This window comes from Streptomyces sp. MB09-01 (assembly GCF_033794505.1).
Taxonomy (GTDB): Bacteria; Actinomycetota; Actinomycetes; order Streptomycetales; family Streptomycetaceae; genus Streptomyces.
The window spans coordinates 1-18,131 of record NZ_JARAYQ010000072.1; the positions used below are offsets into that span (position 1 = coordinate 1).

The 18,131-nt window shown below is 73.0% G+C and carries 17 protein-coding genes; 10 read left to right on the forward strand and 7 right to left on the reverse strand.

The genetic code is table 11. The annotated features are described in order from the left end of the window. On the reverse strand, positions 1 to 675 hold a 675-nt coding region (locus PV721_RS17205), incomplete at its 3' end, for a DUF4344 domain-containing metallopeptidase (protein WP_319725063.1). Between the two features lie 191 nt (positions 676 to 866). Here PV721_RS17205 and PV721_RS17210 point away from each other — a divergent pair. After that, on the forward strand, positions 867 to 4,133 hold the full coding sequence (locus tag PV721_RS17210) for a tetratricopeptide repeat protein (RefSeq protein WP_319725065.1): 3,267 nt from the start codon (positions 867 to 869) through the stop codon (positions 4,131 to 4,133). Positions 4,134 to 4,610: 477 nt separating this feature from the next. On the opposite strand, the gene PV721_RS17215 is transcribed toward PV721_RS17210, so the two are convergent. Next, positions 4,611 to 4,844, reverse strand: a complete 234-nt coding sequence (locus PV721_RS17215; RefSeq protein WP_319725067.1) for a hypothetical protein — start codon at positions 4,842 to 4,844, stop codon at positions 4,611 to 4,613. A gap of 2 nt (positions 4,845 to 4,846) precedes the next feature. Continuing rightward, on the reverse strand, positions 4,847 to 5,728 hold the full coding sequence (gene mca, locus PV721_RS17220; protein WP_319725069.1) for a mycothiol conjugate amidase Mca: 882 nt from the start codon (positions 5,726 to 5,728) through the stop codon (positions 4,847 to 4,849). Positions 5,729 to 5,832: 104 nt separating this feature from the next. Here mca and PV721_RS17225 point away from each other — a divergent pair, with 104 nt between their 5' ends. Together PV721_RS17225 and greA are read left to right on the forward strand one after the other, a co-directional pair. Further along, complete coding sequence (locus tag PV721_RS17225; RefSeq protein ID WP_319725071.1) at positions 5,833 to 6,246, forward strand: DUF4307 domain-containing protein; 414 nt, start codon at positions 5,833 to 5,835, stop codon at positions 6,244 to 6,246. Between the two features lie 129 nt (positions 6,247 to 6,375). Then, complete coding sequence (gene greA / locus PV721_RS17230) at positions 6,376 to 6,873, forward strand: transcription elongation factor GreA (protein WP_030009952.1); 498 nt, start codon at positions 6,376 to 6,378, stop codon at positions 6,871 to 6,873. Between the two features lie 144 nt (positions 6,874 to 7,017). On the opposite strand, the gene PV721_RS17235 is transcribed toward greA, so the two are convergent. From PV721_RS17235 to ilvA, 3 genes are all read right to left on the reverse strand, one after another. Then, positions 7,018 to 7,875 (reverse strand): ABC transporter permease, encoded by an 858-nt coding sequence (locus tag PV721_RS17235; RefSeq protein ID WP_319725075.1) that lies wholly within the window; start codon positions 7,873 to 7,875, stop codon positions 7,018 to 7,020. Then, positions 7,872 to 8,894 (reverse strand): ATP-binding cassette domain-containing protein, encoded by a 1,023-nt coding sequence (locus PV721_RS17240; protein ID WP_319725077.1) that lies wholly within the window; start codon positions 8,892 to 8,894, stop codon positions 7,872 to 7,874. Before PV721_RS17240 ends, PV721_RS17235 begins: the two co-directional genes overlap by 4 nt. A 131-nt stretch (positions 8,895 to 9,025) precedes the next feature. After that, positions 9,026 to 10,258: a threonine ammonia-lyase gene (gene ilvA, locus PV721_RS17245; protein WP_319725079.1), complete on the reverse strand. Its 1,233-nt coding sequence runs from the start codon at positions 10,256 to 10,258 to the stop codon at positions 9,026 to 9,028. A gap of 241 nt (positions 10,259 to 10,499) precedes the next feature. On the opposite strand from ilvA, the gene PV721_RS17250 reads away from it, so the two are divergent. The 3 genes from PV721_RS17250 (at position 10,500) to PV721_RS17260 (ending at position 11,752) form a co-directional block, all read left to right on the forward strand. After that, the gene (locus tag PV721_RS17250; protein ID WP_319725081.1) at positions 10,500 to 11,021 is read left to right on the forward strand and encodes a MarR family transcriptional regulator; all 522 of its coding nucleotides are present in this window, start codon (positions 10,500 to 10,502) and stop codon (positions 11,019 to 11,021) included. A 63-nt stretch (positions 11,022 to 11,084) separates the two neighbouring features. Next, positions 11,085 to 11,501 (forward strand): sigma factor-like helix-turn-helix DNA-binding protein, encoded by a 417-nt coding sequence (locus PV721_RS17255; protein ID WP_319725083.1) that lies wholly within the window; start codon positions 11,085 to 11,087, stop codon positions 11,499 to 11,501. Continuing rightward, complete coding sequence (locus PV721_RS17260) at positions 11,498 to 11,752, forward strand: hypothetical protein (protein WP_319725085.1); 255 nt, start codon at positions 11,498 to 11,500, stop codon at positions 11,750 to 11,752. Before PV721_RS17255 ends, PV721_RS17260 begins: the two co-directional genes overlap by 4 nt. 85 nt (positions 11,753 to 11,837) lie before the next feature. Here PV721_RS17260 and PV721_RS17265 read toward each other — a convergent pair whose 3' ends face one another. Continuing rightward, positions 11,838 to 12,995 (reverse strand): cystathionine gamma-synthase, encoded by a 1,158-nt coding sequence (locus PV721_RS17265; RefSeq protein ID WP_319725087.1) that lies wholly within the window; start codon positions 12,993 to 12,995, stop codon positions 11,838 to 11,840. 75 nt (positions 12,996 to 13,070) lie between these two features. Here PV721_RS17265 and PV721_RS17270 point away from each other — a divergent pair, with 75 nt between their 5' ends. From PV721_RS17270 to msrA, 4 genes are all read left to right on the forward strand, one after another. Next, complete coding sequence (locus PV721_RS17270; protein WP_319725089.1) at positions 13,071 to 14,177, forward strand: hypothetical protein; 1,107 nt, start codon at positions 13,071 to 13,073, stop codon at positions 14,175 to 14,177. A gap of 480 nt (positions 14,178 to 14,657) precedes the next feature. Continuing rightward, positions 14,658 to 16,256, forward strand: a complete 1,599-nt coding sequence (locus PV721_RS17275; protein ID WP_319725091.1) for a M48 family metallopeptidase — start codon at positions 14,658 to 14,660, stop codon at positions 16,254 to 16,256. Continuing rightward, positions 16,253 to 17,392, forward strand: a complete 1,140-nt coding sequence (locus PV721_RS17280) for a hypothetical protein (protein WP_319725093.1) — start codon at positions 16,253 to 16,255, stop codon at positions 17,390 to 17,392. Before PV721_RS17275 ends, PV721_RS17280 begins: the two co-directional genes overlap by 4 nt. 73 nt (positions 17,393 to 17,465) lie before the next feature. Continuing rightward, entirely contained in the window at positions 17,466 to 18,128 is a 663-nt protein-coding gene (gene msrA, locus PV721_RS17285) for a peptide-methionine (S)-S-oxide reductase MsrA (RefSeq protein ID WP_319725095.1), read from the forward strand. Positions 18,129 to 18,131 lie beyond the last annotated feature (3 nt).

Sequence of the window (18,131 nt, forward strand, 5' to 3'; positions counted from 1 at the left end):
GGTGTGGACGGCGCAGCGGTGGGCTTCCGCGCGGGCGGCGGGCGGGGCGTGTTCGTCCTCGGCGTCCTCGAGGCCCTCGAGGTCCATCGGGACCTCCGGGGCCGGTGCGGGGCCGGCGGCCGCCGCGAGGTCGTAGGCGCGGGCGGCGGTCAGGAGGGTCTCCTCGCCTTCGGGGTGGCCGCGCAGCAGCATCAGCCGGGCGAAGTCGTCGGCGGCGTCCTCTTCGGCGCGGGCCCCCTTGTCCGGGAGGTCCAGCGCGTCCACGAGGGCGTGGCCGGCCTCGTGGTAGAGCGTCTCCCTTACGACCTCGGCGAGTTGGTCGTCGGGGGTGCGGGATCCCGACTGTTCGAACGGCGCGCGTTCCTCGGCCAGGTCTTCGTAGCAGAGTTCGATGCGGTGTTCGGCGGGCTGGTAGCCGGTGCCCTCGCCGGAGCAGGAGCGGGCGATGACGGTGATCCCGTACGGGAGGACGAGGTAGCCGTTGAGGTCGGCGAGCACGGGGTCGGCGACGGCCCGGTTCCGCAGGAAGCCGTACTCGGCCCGGTCGGCGGCCGCCGGTTTCTCGTAGCGCAGGGCGAAGCCGTCCAGCGGCGCGGGCTCGTCCGGCCCGCATCCGGCCGTCACCGGCATCAGCGCGGCCGCGCACAGCGCCAGGGTCCCCCACCGTCGGATCACGGGGCCAGCGTACGGGCCCGGAACCGGCCGCGGCGGCCCTCCGGGCCCTCGCCCGAAGCTTCTCAGGGACCGTCAATTGCGGTCCCGTTCACTCCAGTTAGCTCTGATCTCGCTCAGATTCCCTCGCGTTCGCGTCTCTCACGCCCGACACTGGGGAATCGACCGACCGGAGCTCTCTGAGGGGGATGCCGATGCGGGACAGCCATCGAGGTGAGGCCGAGCAGTTGCTGGCACGGGCCGTGGACGAGGCGGCCCGCCGGGCGGCGGGTGCCCAGGGTGCGGCGGGCGCGGCGGTGGACAGAGCCGCGCTGCTGGCGCGGGGCAGGGAGGCCCTGGACGCGCTCGCCGCGAGTGCGGCGCCCGAGTACGAGGCGTACGTACGGGCCCTGGACGAGGCGGCGGCCGGAGACGAGTCGCTCGGCGAGGCCTTCCGCCGCGGGAACACCTCGACGGCGGCGCTCGTGACGGCGGTCGCGGCGGCCTCCGCCATCGGGGCGGACCTGTCGTTCGGCGTCGCGGCCGGCACGGCCCTGACCGTGGGCGCCGTCGTGGGCATCGCGGGCGCGGTCGCGACGGTGGCGAAGGTGACGGCGCTGCACCTGCCGGCCGCGAACCGGCGGGCCGGTGAACTGGGCCGCCCCGGCGGGCCTGAGCAGCTGAAACTGCAGTGGCTGTCGGCGCTGGAGGTACGGGGGATCCGTCCCTTCCTGGAGCAGCAGCGCACGGTGGCCGCGGCGGCGCGCGCGGCGCGGCCGGTGGCCCGGCCCGCGGCCCTGGCCACTCCGCTGCTGCGCGGCACGGACCGCAGTGCGGAGGCCCGGCGGCGCAGTGCGCTGGAGCAGTCCTTCGGGCAGCTCCCGGAACCGGCGGGGCCGTTCGCGGGCCGGCGCGCCGAGCTGACCCGGATCGCGCAGTGGGTACAGGCGGCGCGGGCCAGTACGGAGACGCGTCCGGTGGTCGTGGTGCTCCACGGCGAGCCGGGGGTGGGGCGCACGACCCTGGCGCTGCGGGCGGCGCACGCGCTGCGGGACCAGTTCCGGGGCGCGTGCGTGGTGGACCTGCGGGGCGGGTCCACCGGCGGGGAGCCCGGTGAGGCCCCGCTGTCGACGCGGGAGGCCCTGCTGCACCTGATGAACCGGCTGGGGGCGCCCCGCGAGCAGCTGCTGTTCCGCGAGGGCGCCTCGGCGGAGCAGCAGGTGCGGCGCCTGGGCGAGCTGTACCACCAGCACCTCCAGGGGCTGCCGGTGACGGTGCTGCTGGACGACGCGGTGGACGCGGCGCAGGTGCGGGTGCTGGTTCCGGAGCGTTCCGAGAGTCTGGTGCTGGTGACGGCGCGGGAGCCGCTGGAGCTGCCCGCGGAGCTGGCGGCGTGGGTGTACCAGCTGCCGGTGGAGCGGCTGGCGGCGGACGAGGCGGCGGAGCTGGTCGGGGCGGAGCTGGTCGGTGCCGCGCCGGCCGGGGCCGAGGTACGAGCCCGCGCCGCTGCCGAAGTGGTGGAGCTGAGCGGCGGGCTCCCCCTCGCCCTGCGGATGCTGGCCCCGCTGGTCCGCGACGGCGCGGTTCCGGCAGCGGGCGGCGGCGCGCACCCGGTGGAGGCCGCCCTGCGCGCCGCCGACGCCCGCCTCGCCGAGCCGGCGCGGCAGTTGCTGCGGCGCCTGCCCCTGGCCGGCCGGGCCTCCCTCGGCGGTGCGGCGGCGGCCGCGCTGGCCGACGTACCGGAGCAGGCGGCGCTGCGCACGCTGGAGGAGCTGTGGGAGGCCGGACTGATCGAGCGGGTGCGCGGCCAGCGGTTCCGGATGCACGACGCGGTGCGTGCGTACGCGGCGCGGCGGCCGGCCGCGGACGAGGACCGGGCCGGGGCCGCTGCGGCGCACGAACGGCTGATCCGCAACTACGCGCAGCTCGCGGACTCGGTGATTCGGATGGTCGACGGGAAGATGTCGACGCGGGCGAACCAGTTCGGCGGGCACGGCTTCGTCTCGCTGGACGCGGCGCTGCGCTGGCTGGACGACGAGTCGAGCTTCATCACGGCGGCGCTGCGGCATTCGGACGGGGTGGACCAGCAGGCGGTGCTCGACCTGCTCGGGGCGCTGTGCGACTTCTGCCTGCTGCGCGGGGACCTGTACCGGCTCGGTGAGATCGACGAGCTCACCCAGGCGGTGGAGGCGGGCCAGAAGGGTCTGGAAGGACAGGAGGGGCAGCAGGGGCGTCTGGTGCGGTCGGTGCAGTGGCGTACCGGTATCGCGGCGCGCCAGCTGGGCGAGCTGGACAAGGCGCGCACCACGCTGACCTCGGTGGTGGACCAGTACATGGAGGCCCACCAGGAGGCGGGGGCGGCGATGGCCCTGGTCTCCCTCGGCATCACGCTGCACCACCAGGGCAACCTGCCGGAGGCCGCGGCCCGCATCCGCGAGGCGCTCGTGCTGCAGGAGCCGGCGGAGCTGGCGGGCGACCGGGCGTGGGGGCTGCACGCGCTGGCGGCGGTGGAGCGGGACCTGGCGCACCTGGCGGAGGCGACGCGGCTGCTGGAGTCCTCGCTGGCCCTGCACCGCGAGAGCGAGAGCGTGCACGGCGAGGCGTGGGCGCACTTCCAGCTGGGCCAGGTGTACCTGCGGTTCGGCGACGTGGCGCGGGCGGAGGAGGAGCTGCGCCTCGCCCTCGACCTGTACGGGCGCACCCGCGACGACCGCGGTCAGGCCTGGGCGCTGACCCAGCTGGGCCGGGCCCGGGTGGTGGACGGGGATCCGGGGCCGGCGGTGGAGCGGCTGCGGGAGGCGCTGGCCCGGCACCGGGAGGCGGAGGACGCGCGGGGCGAGGCGTGGACGCAGTACTACCTCGGGCAGGCCCTGGAGGAGAGCGGCGAGCGCGACCGGGCGGTACGGGAGCTGGAGCGGGCCCGGACGATGTTCTCGCGGATGCGGGACGTGTACGGGCTGGCCCACGCGCGCCACCACTCGGGCCGGGTGACGCGGGACCAGCGTGCGGCGCAGACGGGCAACCTGCGCAACTCCGGCTTCGCCCGTCAGCTGCTGGTGGACGCGCGGGCGGACTTCCGGCGGATCGGGCTGGCCCACGGCGAGGCGTGGACCTGCCTGGAGCTGGCGGTGGTCGACGCGGGCAACGGGCGGCTGTCGCAGGCGCTCGGCCTGTGCGAGGAGGCGGTCCGGCTGTTCATCTCGTACGGGGACCGGCGCGGGGAGGACTGGGCCCGCTTCCTGCGGTGCACGATGCTGCCGTACGCGGTGCCGGGCGCCCCGGAGGAGGCGCGGGCCGAGCTGGCCCGGCTGGCGCAGGCGCCGCATCCGGCACGGGACGGCCGGCTGGAGGACTGCCTGGAGACGTACGGGGTGGTCCTGGGCCGGGGCGTTGACCCGGCGGAGGGCTGGCAGGCGTGGCGGCTCGGCCTGGTCCCGAACCTGCACTCGCGGGAGATCATGGGCGTCCCGTCGGCGGGGTGAGCGGACTCCGGTGGCGGCGACCCGCCACCGGGCCCCCGGTGCGTCGACGGGGCCGGCACGGCGTCGCACAGCCCTCACCGGCCCGGAAGGCCCGTCCTGGGCGACTCGGTCCGCCCGGCGAGACCGGTGCGGTGCGCCCGGCGGGGCGCTGCACGACGGAGCGGTACCCGGCCAGGCGCTGCACGGCAAGGCCGTGCACCCGCCAAGGCACTGCACGGCGGGCCGGGCACCTGGCAGGGCGGTGAACGGCGGGCCGGTGCACCCAGCCAGGCCCTGCGCAGCGAAACGGTGTGCCCACGGCACTGCACGGCGGGCCGGCGCACCTAGCCAGGCGCTGCACGGCGCGACCATGGGCCCGCCAAGGCCCTGCGCGGCGGGGCGCTGCACCGCAAGGCTGCGCACCCGGCCGGGGCGGGGCGACCGGCGAGGGCATGTGTACGGCGGGACCCGCCGCCCCGGCGGGTTCCGCGGGCGGGGCTACGCCCGGGAGGCGTCCTCGCCCCGCGCTGCGGCCGGGGCCGCCGGATCGGGGGCCTCCTGGAAGTTCACCCGGCCCATGTGCCGGTTCATGGACTTCATCAGGGCCCACACCCCCAGGGCGAGGGCCGCGAACACGATGAACCCCAGGATGCCGGGCGTCACCTTGTTCTTGTCGAAGGTGTCACCCGCCAGCGGGAGGAGCTGGGTCAGTGCTGCCTGCGTAGCGCTCATAGCTACGCATTCTCCCGGATGCCCGCGAAGAGGTCGGACTCGGGGAGGGAAGTGTCGACGAGCGACTTGGCGAGCTCGTACTCCTCGGTGGGCCAGACCTCCTTCTGGACGTCCATGGGGACGCGGAACCAGCCGCCGTCCGGGTCGATCTGCGTGGCGTGCGCGATGAGCGCCTTGTCACGGATCTCGAAGAAGTCCGCGCAGGGCACGTGGGTGGTCAGGGTCCGCTCCTTGCGCTCGAACTCCTTCCACCGCTCGAGCCACTCCCCGTAGGGGGACTCCATGCCGCGGGCGAGCATCGCCTCGTGCAGGGCGAGGGTGCGCGGCTTGTTGAAGCCCTGGTTGTAGTAGAGCTTCTGCGGCTGGTAGGCGGGGCCGAACTCGCCCTCCGGGTACTTCTCGGTGTCGGCCGCGCCGTCGAACGCCACCATCGTGATCTTGTGGGTCATGATGTGGTCGGGGTGCGGGTAGCCGCCGTTCTCGTCGTACGTGGTGACGACCTGCGGCTTGAAGGCGCGAATCTTCTTGACCAGTTCCCCGGCGGCCTCGTCGACGTCCGCGAGCGCGAAGCAGCCCTCGGGCAGCGGCGGCAGCGGGTCGCCCTCCGGGAGCCCGGAGTCCACGTAGCCGAGCCATTCCTGCTCGATGCCGAGGATCTCGCGCGCCTCGTCCATCTCCTTGGCGCGCACCTCGTGGATGTTCTCCTCGATGTACTTGTCGCCCTGGAGCTTGGGGTTCAGCACGGAGCCGCGCTCGCCACCGGTGCAGGTGACGACCAGCACCGGAACCCCCTCGGACACGTACTTGGCCATGGTGGCCGCGCCCTTGCTCGACTCGTCGTCGGGGTGGGCGTGGACGGCCATCAGTCGAAGCTGCTCGGTCAAGACAGGATCCTCTGCGATTCGGCGCGACGGTCGGCTTCTATAGTGACCGAACTGGGGGACGGAAAATTCCAGGGTGCCCACCCTCCCCGCAGAGAGGAACGATCATGAGCGCGGTGCGCGAGGGACTGCCCGAGGGCCGGTACGGCCGGTCGGCGGACGAGCGTACGGACCGGAAGCTCAAGATCGTCGGGTCGGCGCTGGGCGCCGTGCTGCTGGGCGTGGTCGGCTGGATCGGCTGGGACTACGTCGCGGGGCAGAGCGTGAGCGCCGAGGTGATCAAGTTCCAGGTGATTTCGGACACCGAGGTCAAGGTGCACCTGGAGGTCCGCAAGGACGCCTCGGTCACCGGGGTCTGCTCCCTGAGCTCGCAGGACAAGGGGCACGGCGAGGTGGGCCGCGCCGACTTCACCTTCGCCCAGCCCGAGAGCCGGGTGGACGAGGTCGTCTCCCTCAGGACGACGAGCCGTGCCACGATGATCGAGCTGGTCGGCTGCCAGCCGGCGGCTTCCGCCCGCTGAGGCTTGACGACGCGGCCGACGGGGCAATGAGCCTCTGGGGTCCTCCCCCTTTTCTTCCCGAATTGTTAGGCTCGTGGTTTCGTCCGCCGCTGGCGGCTTTGTAGTCCCCTGTACCGACGAGGAGCACCCGTGACCCAGACGAGCGAAAGCGTCACCTGGCTGACCCAGGCGGCGTACGACCAGCTGAAGGCGGAGCTGGACTACCTCTCTGGTCCCGCCCGCACGGAGATCGCGACGAAGATCGCAGCCGCTCGCGAGGAGGGCGACCTGCGCGAGAACGGCGGGTACCACGCGGCCAAGGAGGAGCAGGGCAAGCAGGAGCTCCGGGTCCGCCAGCTCACGCAGCTCCTGGAGAACGCCAAGGTCGGCACCGCTCCGGCGTCCGACGGCGTCGTCGCCCCCGGCACGCTCGTCAAGATCGCCTTCGACGGCGACGAGGACGACACCATGGAGTTCCTCCTGGCCTCCCGCGAGTACGCGTCCTCGGACTTCGAGACGTACTCCCCGCAGTCCCCGCTGGGCAGTGGTGTGCTGGGCAAGGCGATCGGCGAGGACGCCGAGTACGAGCTGCCGAACGGCAAGAAGGCCTCGGTCAAGATCCTGGACGTCAAGCCCTTCACCGGCTGATCACCCTGGTCTCCGTCCTCTGTTTTCCCACTTCACGAACGATGCCCGGCCGGGTTCTCCCGGCCGGGCATCGTCGTGTGTACGGGCACGTGTGTACGAGTCCGTGTACGGGCGCCCGCTAGGGCACGCCGCGTACGGGCGGGCCTACACCGTCGCCGAGCGGTACTTGCGGACCGCGAGGGACCGGAAGACCACGATGATCAGCAGCGACCAGAGGACGGAGGCCGCGATCGGGTGCTGCATCGGCCACGCGTCCGGGACCGGGTAGCCCTCCGGGAGGTTGCCGAAGAGCTCGCGGGACGCCTGGACGGTGGCGCTGAAGGGATTCCACTCCGCGATGGTCCGCAGGAAGGGCGGCATGTTCTCGGAGGGGACGAAGGCGTTCGAGATGAACGTGAGCGGGAAGAGCCAGATCAGTCCGCCCGAGGTGGCCGCTTCCGGGGTGCGCACCGACAGGCCGATCAGGGCGCCGATCCAGGAGAAGGCGTACCCGAGCAGGAGCAGCAGGCCGAAGCCGGCCAGGACCTCGCCGAACGTGGTGTGGGTGCGCCAGCCGACGATCAGGGCCACGACCGCCAGGACGAAGAGGGTGAGCGTGGTCTGGACGAGGTCGGCGAGGGTGCGCCCGGTGAGGACCGCGCCGCGGGCCATGGGCAGGGAGCGGAAGCGGTCGATCAGGCCCTTGTGCATGTCGTCCGCGATGCCCGCGCCGGCGCCCGCGGTGGCGAAGGTGACGGTCTGGGCGAAGATGCCCGCCATCAGGAACTCGCGGTAGGCGGCGGGCGAGGTGCTGCCGCCGACGCTGATCGAGCCGCCGAAGACGTAGCTGAAGAGCACGACGAACATGACCGGCTGGATCACGCCGAAGATGATCATTTCGGGGATCCGTGACATCCGGATCAGGTTCCGCTTGGCGACCACGAGGGAGTCGTTGACGCTCTGGACGATGCCGCCGCGCGGACGGGGTGCCGTGATGTCCGGTGTCGGGGAGGTGAGGGTCACTTCGCCGCCTCCTTCCGGGCCGCCTTGCGGCCCTTGGCCTCGGGGCCGGCCGCGCCGTCGCCGCTCTCGTCCGCGGCCTGCTCGGCCGCGTGGCCGGTGAGGGAGATGAACACGTCGTCGAGGGTGGGGCGGCGCAGGCCTATGTCGTCGATCTCGATGCCGCGGCCGTCCAGTTCCCGGATGACCTCGGCGAGCAGCTTGGCGCCGCCCGACACCGGGACGGTCAACTTGCGGGTGTGCTCCTCGACCGTGGTCTCGCCCTTGCCGAAGCCGGCGAGCACCTGGCGTGCGGTGGCCATGTGGTCGCGCTCGTGGACGACGACCTCCACGCGCTCGCCGCCCGTACGGGCCTTGAGCTGGTCGGAGGTGCCGCGGGCGATGACCTTGCCGTGGTCGACCACGCATATGTCGTGGGCGAGGTGGTCGGCCTCCTCCAGGTACTGGGTGGTGAGCAGCAAGGTGGTGCCGCCGGCGACCAGTTCCTGGATGATCCCCCACAGCTGCTGGCGGTTGCGGGGGTCGAGGCCGGTGGTCGGCTCGTCCATGAACATGACGGGCGGGCTGACGACGAGGGCGGCGGCGAGGTCGAGGCGCCTGCGCATGCCGCCGGAGTAGGTCTTGGCGGTGCGGTCGGCCGCGTCGCCGAGGTTGAAGCGTTCGAGCAGTTCGTCGGCCCGTGCCTTCGCGGCCCTGGCCTTCATCTGGTAGAGCTGGCCGACCATCTGGAGGTTCTCGCGGCCGGTCAGGTACTCGTCGACGGCGGCGAACTGGCCGGAGAGGCCGATGGCCCGGCGGACCTCGTTGGGGTGCTTGAGCACGTCGATGCCGGCGACGACGGCCTTGCCGCTGTCGGGCTGGAGGAGGGTGGTCAGGACGCGCACGGTCGTGGTCTTGCCCGCACCGTTGGGGCCGAGCAGACCCAGGACGGTGCCTTCGGGGACATCGAGGTCCACGCCGTCCAGAGCCCGTACATCGCCGAAGGTCTTGACCAGACCTTCGGCGTAGATAGCGCCTGGCATATGGATTCTCCCAGTGTGAATCGGGCCAGTAGAATCGAGGCTTTCAGGGCGTTTTGCGCAAATCCTATGAGCGCCGAATGGGTCTCGCCCGGCCGGACGGGTGATGCCGGCGCCCCGACGGCGTCCGCCGTCTAGCTCATCACCTTGTATCCCGCGGCGTGCAGTTTCCGCGCGACCTCCGCGCAGTGCTCCGGGCCCTTCGTCTCCAGGTGCAGCTCCACCTCCACCTCGGTGAGCCCCAGCCGCGGGTCGGTCCGTACGTGGCTCACATCGAGTACGTTCGCATCCACCACTGACAACACCCCCAGGAGCCCGGCCAGGGCCCCGGGGCGGTCGGCCACGCGCAGCCGCAGGGACAGGTACCGGCCCGCCGCCGCCATGCCGTGGCGCAGGATCCGCTGGAGCAGCAGCGGATCGACGTTCCCGCCGGACAGGACGGCCACCACCGGGCCGCTCCCGTACAGTTCGGGCTCGCTGAGCAGGGCCGCGACCGTGCTGCACCCTGCCGGTTCGACCACCAGCTTCGCCCGTTCCATGCAGAGCAGCAGGGCGCTGGAGAGGGCGTCCTCGGAGACCGTACGCACGTCGTCGAGCAACTCGCCGATGATTTTGAAGGGGACGTCGCCGGGGCGCCCGACCTTGATGCCGTCCGCCATCGTGTTGGGGTCGTCGATCGAGACCGGGTGCCCGACCCTGAGCGAGGGCGGGTACGCGGCCGCGCCCGCCGCCTGCACTCCGACGACCCGCACGTCGGGCCGCAGCGCCTTGACCGCGACCGCGACACCGGCCGCGAGACCGCCGCCGCCGATCCCGACGAGGATGGTCCGCACCTCCGGGCACTGCTCCAGGATCTCCAGGCCCACCGTGCCCTGGCCCGCGATGATGTCGCGGTGGTCGAAGGGGTGGATGAACACCGCGCCGGTGCGGTCCGCGTAGTCCTGGGCGGCGGCGAGGGTCTCGTCGACGACCTGCCCGTGCATGCGCACCTCGGCGCCGTACTCCTGGGTCGCGGCCACCTTCGGCAGCGGCGCCCCGACCGGCATGAACACGGTGGAGCGGACCCCGAGGAGGGAGGAGGCCAGCGCCACGCCCTGCGCGTGGTTGCCGGCGCTGGCCGCGACGACGCCGGCGGCCCGCTGCTCGGGGCGCAGGCCCGCGATGCGGACGTAGGCGCCGCGCAGCTTGAAGGAGCCGGTGCGCTGGAGGTTCTCGCACTTGAAGTGGACCGGGGAGCCGGTGAGTGAGGAGAGGTGCCGGCTGCCTTCCATCGGCGTGACCCGGGAGACGCCGGAGAGCATCTTCTGAGCCCCCCGGACGTCGTCGAGGATGACCTGCGGGACGGGCTCGGGCACGCGGTAGTTCATGCCGCCAGTCTCGCAGCCCGCAGGCGGGGCGGCTCGGAGCGGAGGGAGAGCCTCCGGCAGGGGCGGCGGGCAGGCCCCGGCAAGGGCCTCGGGGAGGGGCGAAATCTCGCCATCCGGGATGCGTGCTGGAGCGCGGCCCGGACGGGCCGTATCAGTTCTCGTACGAGGCGTACGAGCCGCCGCACGGCCGCGTACTCTGTCCCCCATCCTTGTCGGACCCACGCGAAGAGAGCCCACGGCCATGCCTTCCAACCCGGCCAATTCCGACCTGCCCGCGGCGGCAGACGCGCCCGCCGGAGGCGGCCTCCTCGACGCGCTCCAGCACCAGGTGGCCGTCTTCGCCCGCCGCGCCGAGCAGACCCGCCTGGGCGGTGTGGGCCAGGCCCGCAACTCCATGGACCGCGCCGCCTACCTGCTGCTGAACCGGCTCGACCTGGAGGGCCCGATGGGCGTCAAGGCGCTCGCCGGCGGCATGGGAATCGACTCCTCCACGGTGACCCGGCAGGTCGCGCCGCTGGTCGACAGCGGTCTGGTCAAGCGGACCTCGCACCCCGAGGACGGGCGGGCCGTGGTGCTCGCGCTGTCCCCGCGGGGGCTGGCGCGGCTGGAGGAGGTCCGCTCCTCGCGGCGCGAGCTGATGGCCCGGGTGACGGAGGGCTGGAGCGAGGACGAGCGGGAATCCTTCACCGGTCTGCTGACGCGCTTCAACCTGTCGCTGTCGGAACTGATGGCGGCCGTGGCCGAAGCCGGCCCGGCCTCCTGAGCGGAGTCCGTCCGTCCTCTTGACCTGGACGGTCCCGCTGCCCGCACTATGTGGACTATGCGGGTGGTTGATCAACAGGCTGGCTCCTACGCGGAGTTCGAGTCCTTCGTCGCGGGCGCGGCGGGGCGGCTCCTGCACGTCGCGGTGCTGCTGACCGGCGAGCCGGAAGCGGCGCGGCGGCTGCTGGCGGGCGCGTTGGCCCGTACGTACGCGAACTGGCTGCGGCTGCGCGGGGACGACCCGTACGACTTCACCCGCCAGGAACTGTGCGCGGCCTTCGCCCGGACCGGCTGGCGCCACCACGGCGGCACCGGCGTACTGGCGCGGCTGAGCCCGCCGGAGCGGCTCGTGCTCGTCCTGCGGCTCTACGAGGGGGTCGCGGAGGAGGTCACGGCGGCGCAGCTCGGGCTGACGGTCGAGCGGGTACGGGTGCTGTGCAACCGGGCCGTGGCCGCGCTGAGGTCCCGGGAGGCGGCGTGAGCGGAATCCCGGACCGGAAGGAAGCCCAGGTCAAGCAGCTGCTCGAGGGGCCGTACCCGGCGGTGCCGGCGGGCCTCGCGGCCGGTGCGGCGGCTCGGGGCGATCGGCTGTTGCGGCGCCGGCGGGCGCTGCGCCGGTTGGGGTGGGCGGTGCTCTTCGCTGCCGCGGTGGCCTTCACGGTCTGGGCCTCCCTGACCCGCCCCTGGGCCGCGCCCCCGAGCGGCATCTCCCCACCCCTGGAGGGCTGGTAGCGCCGGAGGGGTTGATGTGCGCGGCGCAGCCACAGGGCACGTCCCCCCACCGGGTCCGGGCGGAGCCCGGCGGGGGACGGGGCGGTTAGCCCAGGGCCTGGGTGAGGTCCGCGATGAGGTCGTCGGCGTTCTCGATGCCGACCGAGACGCGGATCAGGTCCGCCGGCACCTCGAGCGCCGAGCCGGCCACCGACGCGTGCGTCATGCGGCCCGGGTGCTCGATGAGGGACTCGACGCCGCCCAGGGACTCGGCCAGGGTGAAGATCTTGGTGCGGGCGCAGACCGCGACGGCCTCTTCCTCGCCACCGGCGACCTGGAAGGAGACCATGCCACCGAAGTTCCGCATCTGCTTGGCGGCGACCTCGTGACCCGGGTGCTCGGGCAGGCCCGGGTAGAGGACCTTGGTGACCTTCGGGTGCCGCTTGAGCACCTCGACGATCTTGCCCGCGTTCTCCGCGTGCCGGTCCATGCGCACGGCGAGGGTCTTGATGCCCCGCAGCACGACCCAGGAGTCGAACGGACCGGCCACCGCACCCATCGCGTTCTGGTGGTAGGCCAGTTCCTCGCCGAGCGCCGCGTCCGCGGCGACCAGCGCGCCGCCGACCACGTCGGAGTGCCCGCCCATGTACTTGGTCAGCGAGTGCACGACCACGTCGGCGCCCAGCGCGAGGGGCTGCTGCAGGTAGGGGGAGGCGAAGGTGTTGTCCACGACCAGCTTGGCGCCGGCCGTCCGCGCGATGTCGGCGACCACGGCGATGTCCGTGATGCCGAGCAGCGGGTTGGAGGGGGTCTCGACCCAGATGACCTTCGTCTTCGGGGTGAGGGCCGCCCGTACGGAGTCCGCGTCGGAGGTGTCGGCCACCGACCACTCCACGCCCCAGCGGGAGACGACCTTCGCGAAGAGGCGGAAGGTGCCGCCGTACGCGTCGTTGGGGATGACCACGTGGTCGCCCGGGGAGAGCAGCGTACGCAGCAGGCAGTCCTCCGCGGCCAGTCCGGACGCGAAGGCGAGCCCGCGACGGCCGCCCTCCAGCGCCGCGAGGTTCTCCTCCAGCGCGGTGCGGGTCGGGTTGGCGCTGCGGCTGTACTCGTAACCGCCGCGCAGTCCTCCGACGCCGTCCTGCTTGTACGTGGAGACCTGGTAGATCGGGGGTACGACCGCGCCGGTCTGCGGGTCCGCCGTGTTGCCCGCGTGGATCGCGCGGGTCTCGAAGCTCTGGTGCTCGTGGCTGTCGTCGCTCATGGTCAGATGCTATGCCCCGCCTGGGTTCGGGTCCCCTATTGGCCTGCGGCCCCCTCGGTCTGGTTCGCTGGAGGCATGGAGATTCTGTGGTTGCTGTTCGCGATGCTCATGATCGTGTTCATCGTGGGTCCGTACGTCCGGCGCAGGCGCGGCGGCATCCAGCTGGTTGCGCCGGGCAGCCCTGACGCCGCCGACCCGGCGAACTACGGATTCGACCGGCAGGAGGAGCTCGACATCCGGGTCCCCGGGCCCGACCAGGATCTGATGGACGCCCTCGACAACGTGCAGCGCACCGGCCAGTGGCAGGCGGCCTCGCAACTGCTCGCCGGGACCCCGCGGGAGGGCGAGCGGCGCTGGCAGCGCGTGCAGGCCTTCGGCGGGGCGGCGGCACTGGAGCTGGTGGCGCAGCCGGGCGCGGGCGCCCCGTGGCTGAAGGCGTGGCGCCTGGACGCGGAGCAGGACGCGGGCGGCGCGCAGGTGCACGCGGAACTGCTGGTGCAGCAGGCGTGGCGGCACTCGGGCGGGGTCGGGTCCACCGACCACCGGATCATCCTGGAGGAGGCCCGGGAGGCGTGCCGCAGGGCCGCGCTGCTGGCGCCGGCGGACCCGGTCCCGTACATCACGGAACTGGCGATCGCGCGCGGTCTGGCCTATTCGGAGGCGGAGTTCGACACCCTGTGGGCCGAGGTCATCGACCGGGCGCCGGAGCACATGGGGGCGCACCTGGCGGCGCTGCACTACTGGTGCGCGAAGTGGCACGGTTCGCGGGAGAAGGCGGACGCGTTCACGCACGCGGCCGCGGCGCGCGCGCCGCAGGGCTCGCTGCTGGCGGCGCTGCCGCTGTTCGCGGTGTACGAGAACACCCCCGAGATCGTCCTGACCGGCAGCTTCTACCAGAGCGCGGTCGTGACGCGGGCGGTGGAGGGCGCGCTGTACGCGGTGCACACCGCGCGCCAGGACGACCCGATGCTGGCGCACGTCCGGCACCTGCTGCTGATGTTCCTGGTCAACATGGAGCGCTGGGCGGAGGCCATGGAGCAGGTGCGGCACGTGGACGGGTACGTGGGCGCGCTGCCGTGGTCGGCCGCGGCGGACCCGGCGGCGGAGTACGCGGTGTACCGGGCGCTGGCGGTGGCGGGGTACGAGGCGAACGGGGGCTCGCCGGCGACCCTCCCGGGCTAGCCCTCCCGGCGGGTTGCCCTCCGGGCGGGTCGGCCGGTTGCCCTCCGGGCGGGTCGGCCGGGCTACGGGGTGGGGTGGTGCCCCTCCGGGACGCCTCCTCGGCCTGCGAACCCTCAGCGGGACCGGCCCGGCACCCGGCGGTGGGTTCGCTCGACCTGCGGGGACACCCCGGAGCATCCCCACCCCGGCCGGCCGGCGCCCCTTGAACGGGACCGGCCCCGCACCCGGCCGTAAGTTCGCTCGACCTGCGGGGACGCCGGAGCGTCCCCACCCCGGCCGGCTCGCGACCCTCGAGTCGGCGGTCCCGCCGTACGGCGCTCGCGTCCCCACGGGCACCCGCGGGCTCGCCACCCCACGGGCCAGGAAAAATCCCTGGTGAATAAAGTTGCTGTAAGTGACCACAGAGCCGCATGATGCGGCTGGCGGCAGCCCTGACTCCCGCCTCGCACCAACTTTCATCCCGTGGGGGGAACTGTCCATATGGGCGCTTCGCTGCGCGCTCTGCGCGCTCTCGTCCTGCTCGCCGGCTTCTATCTGCTCGGCGTCGTTCTGCTCGCCGCCCTCGTGGGCGCCGACTACGCCCTCGTCACCTGGCTGCACGGGCCGATCGTCTTCAAGCTCGTCATCGTCTCCGTCGTCCTCGCGATCCCGATCGTGCGCGGCATGTTCATGCTGCGCACGCCCAAGGGCGAGCCGCCCGCCGGCATCGTGGTCACCGAGGCGCAGGAGCCGCTGCTGTGGCGGACCGTGCGCGACATCGCGCAGCAGGTCGGTACCCGGGCGCCGGACGAGATCGTGCTGATCGACGAGGTGAACGCCGCCGTCAGCGAGGACGCCGGGCTGCTGGGCCTGCGCCCCGGCAGCCGCCGCCTCTACCTCGGTCTGCCGCTGATGACGGGTCTGGACGAGATGCAGCTGCGCGCCGTGCTCGCCCACGAGATGGGCCACTACGCCAACTTCGACACGCGCCTCACCCCGCTGATCGCCCGCGGCCGCGCCCAGCTGATCCGTACGATCGGCCACTTCCACGAGCGTGCGGACGGCAAGGTCGCCAAGGAGCGCGCGAAGCAGGAGAAGAAGGACGAGAAGCGGGTCGCCAAGGGCAAGAAGGCCAAGGGCGTCGACACGACGGGCGAGGGTGCGACGTACCGCGCCATGGCCAAGATCTACATGGCCTACGGCAACTTCTACATGCGTGCCACCCGCTCGACCTCGCGCCGTCAGGAGCTCGCCGCCGACCTCGCCTCGGTCCGGGTCGCCGGTCGCGACTCCGCCGCCTCCGCGCTGCGCGAGCTGAACGCCCTCGACTCGGCGCACGACTTCTACATGAGTTCGTACGCCACCCTCGGCGTCGGCGCCGGTCTGCTGCCCCGCCCCGGCCAGGTCTTCGGCGGACTGCGCCGGCTGCTGGACGCCCGCTCGGCCGATCTGGACGAGCTGCGCCGGGAGCTGTCGACGGAGCCCACCTCGCCGTACGACTCCCACCCCGCGCTCGCCGAGCGCGTGGCCCGCATCGAGGCGCTGCCCGACGACGGCCGCGCCGGGCAGGCCACCCGCCCGGCCCTGGAGCTGCTGGCCGACGCGGACGCGGCGCTGGCCGCGCTGGAGCAGGTCGTCCTCACCCCCGAGGCCCTCGCGCTCAAGCGGGTGGACTGGGAGGACCTCGTCCACGAGTCCATGACGCTCTACGTCGGCCAGGGCGCGGAGGAGATCCGGGAGGCCTTCACCGCCGAGGGCGCGGGCCCCGGACTCGCCGAACTGCTCGACGCGGTGGACGCCGACCCGGCGGTGCGCTGGCGGATCGCCGACCGCTTCCCGAAGTCCGAGCAGGCGGCGGCCACCACCGGCCGCACCGCCCGCGAGTTCGCCCGCCCGGTCCTGCGGCGCGCCCTGAACCAGCTGGTCAGCGTCGAGCTGACGGCTCGCGGCGCCGCCCGCTGGCAGCTGTCCTGGTCCGAGTCGGCCGCGCTGGTCTACCCGGCCGACGGCTTCGAGGAGCAGCTCGGCCTCGCCCTGGACGCGGCCGTCTCGGACCAGCCCGACACCGAATCCCTGCGAAAGCTGGTGCTTGCCCCGTGATCGGCCTCTACATCCTGGGCGCCGTGCTGCTGTTCGGCGCGTTCAAGTTCCTGCGCGGCGTCTACTTCATCCGCAAGGCGAAGCGGCTGGAAGCCGAGATCGGCACGCTGAACGCCGGTACGGAAGCCATCGAGGCCCGTGAGAAGGCCGAGAAGGCGGCGGCGGTGGTCGCGCTGGGCTTCGTCGCGGAGGACGACCTCGACACCGAGAACCCCGCACCGGTTCCGCCGGAGCGGGCCGCCGCCCTGGCTGCCGTCCGGTCGGGCGACTGGGAGGCGGGAGCCGCCTACATCGAGGCGGCCGGACAGAACTGGCAGGAGCGGATGGAGCGGGTCCGCCCGCTGGCGGAGGCGGCCGCCGAGGACGACGCCTGGCTGCTGGCCTGGCGCGCGGCGCGCCCCACGGACCCGACGGCGGCCCTGGTCAACGCCGACACCGCGATCATGGTCGCGTGGAACGTTCGCGGCGGCCAGTCCGGCAGCCGCACCACGCAGGAGCAGTTCCGGCTCTTCCGTGACCTGCTGGTCAAGGCGCAGGAGGCCGCCCACGAGGCCCAGCGCCTCGCCGACCCGGCGGACCCGACCCCGTACATCGTGGAACAGCCCATCGGGCAGGGCCTGGGCTACTCGCACGAGCGGTACCGCGAACTGTGGGACCAGGTCGTCGGGCGCGCCCCGAAGGTGCTGTGGTCGCACGTCAGCGGCCTGCAGTACTGGTGCCAGAAGTGGCGCGGCTCGCACGAGCTGGCGCTCGCCTTCGCGCGGGAGTCGGCGGCCGCCGGCCGGCCCGGTGACCTGCTGACCCTGCTGCCGCTGATCGCGTACTTCGAGCAGGAGACGCACGAGGAGGACCTGGCGGCCGAGACGTACTTCAAGGAGCCGGAGATCGTCGCCGCGGTGGACGCGGCGCTCCTGGACCTGGCGGCGGCCGGGGACGAGCACCCGGGGGCGCCTCGGCTGCGGCACATGCTGGCGTACCTGCTGTTCTGGCAGGACCGCGACGAGCAGGCGGTCGAGCAGTTCCGCCACATCGACGGGTACATCGGCGCCCTGCCGTGGACGTACGCGGGCGAGCCGAAGCGGCGGTACCTGTACGCCCGCGACTGGGCCGTGGGCGTGGCCACGCCGGGCCTCTGACACGCGGGACGGGGGCGGGCCGGGGAATCCCGGCCCGCCCCTTTCCGTTGTCACTGCCACAAGGAGGGAATCCATGTTCTCGTACCGCCGTACGCCCGAGCTCCCCACCCGCGAGGAGGCCCTGACGGGCCGCGCGGAGCCGCTCTTCGCCCTGCCCGAGAAGCACACCGTGCTCGGCAACCCGCTGTCCGGTCCCTACCCCGCGCACCTCGAAGTGGCCGACTTCGGCCTGGGCTGTTTCTGGGGCGCGGAGCGCAAGTTCTGGCAGACCCCCGGGGTGTGGACCACCCTGGCCGGCTACCAGGGCGGCTTCACCGAGAATCCGACCTACGAGGAGGTCTGCTCGGGCCTGACCGGCCACACCGAGGTCGTCCGCGTGGTCTTCGACCCGTCCCAGGTCTCGTACGCGGCGCTCCTGAAGCTGTTCTGGGAGTCCCACGACCCCACCCAGGGCTTCCGTCAGGGCAACGACCTCGGCACCCAGTACCGCTCGGCGGTCTACACCCACTCCGCCGCCCAGCAGGCGACGGCGGAGGCCTCCCGCACGGCCTACCAGCAGGTCCTGGCCTCCTCGGGCTACGGCGAGATCACCACGGCCGTCCTCCCGGCGGCGGACCGCCCCTTCTGGCCCGCGGAGGCCCACCACCAGCAGTACCTGGACAAGAACCCGGGCGGCTACTGCGGCATCGGCGGCACGGGCGTCTCCTGCCCGATCGGCGTGGCCGCGGCGGAGTGACCC

What these genes read in the sequence shown, in the direction of transcription:
- PV721_RS17275 (WP_319725091.1), top strand. Translation starts at nt 14,658, where the DNA reads ATGGGCGCTTCGCTGCGCGCTCTGCGCGCTCTCGTCCTGCTCGCCGGC.
- msrA (WP_319725095.1), top strand. Translation starts at nt 17,466, where the DNA reads ATGTTCTCGTACCGCCGTACGCCCGAGCTCCCCACCCGCGAGGAGGCC.
- PV721_RS17265 (WP_319725087.1), bottom strand. Translation starts at nt 12,995, where the DNA reads ATGAGCGACGACAGCCACGAGCACCAGAGCTTCGAGACCCGCGCGATC.
- PV721_RS17225 (WP_319725071.1), top strand. Translation starts at nt 5,833, where the DNA reads ATGAGCGCGGTGCGCGAGGGACTGCCCGAGGGCCGGTACGGCCGGTCG.
- PV721_RS17270 (WP_319725089.1), top strand. Translation starts at nt 13,071, where the DNA reads ATGGAGATTCTGTGGTTGCTGTTCGCGATGCTCATGATCGTGTTCATC.
- PV721_RS17215 (WP_319725067.1), bottom strand. Translation starts at nt 4,844, where the DNA reads ATGAGCGCTACGCAGGCAGCACTGACCCAGCTCCTCCCGCTGGCGGGT.
- PV721_RS17210 (WP_319725065.1), top strand. Translation starts at nt 867, where the DNA reads ATGCGGGACAGCCATCGAGGTGAGGCCGAGCAGTTGCTGGCACGGGCC.
- ilvA (WP_319725079.1), bottom strand. Translation starts at nt 10,258, where the DNA reads ATGAACTACCGCGTGCCCGAGCCCGTCCCGCAGGTCATCCTCGACGAC.
- PV721_RS17250 (WP_319725081.1), top strand. Translation starts at nt 10,500, where the DNA reads ATGCCTTCCAACCCGGCCAATTCCGACCTGCCCGCGGCGGCAGACGCG.
- PV721_RS17240 (WP_319725077.1), bottom strand. Translation starts at nt 8,894, where the DNA reads ATGCCAGGCGCTATCTACGCCGAAGGTCTGGTCAAGACCTTCGGCGAT.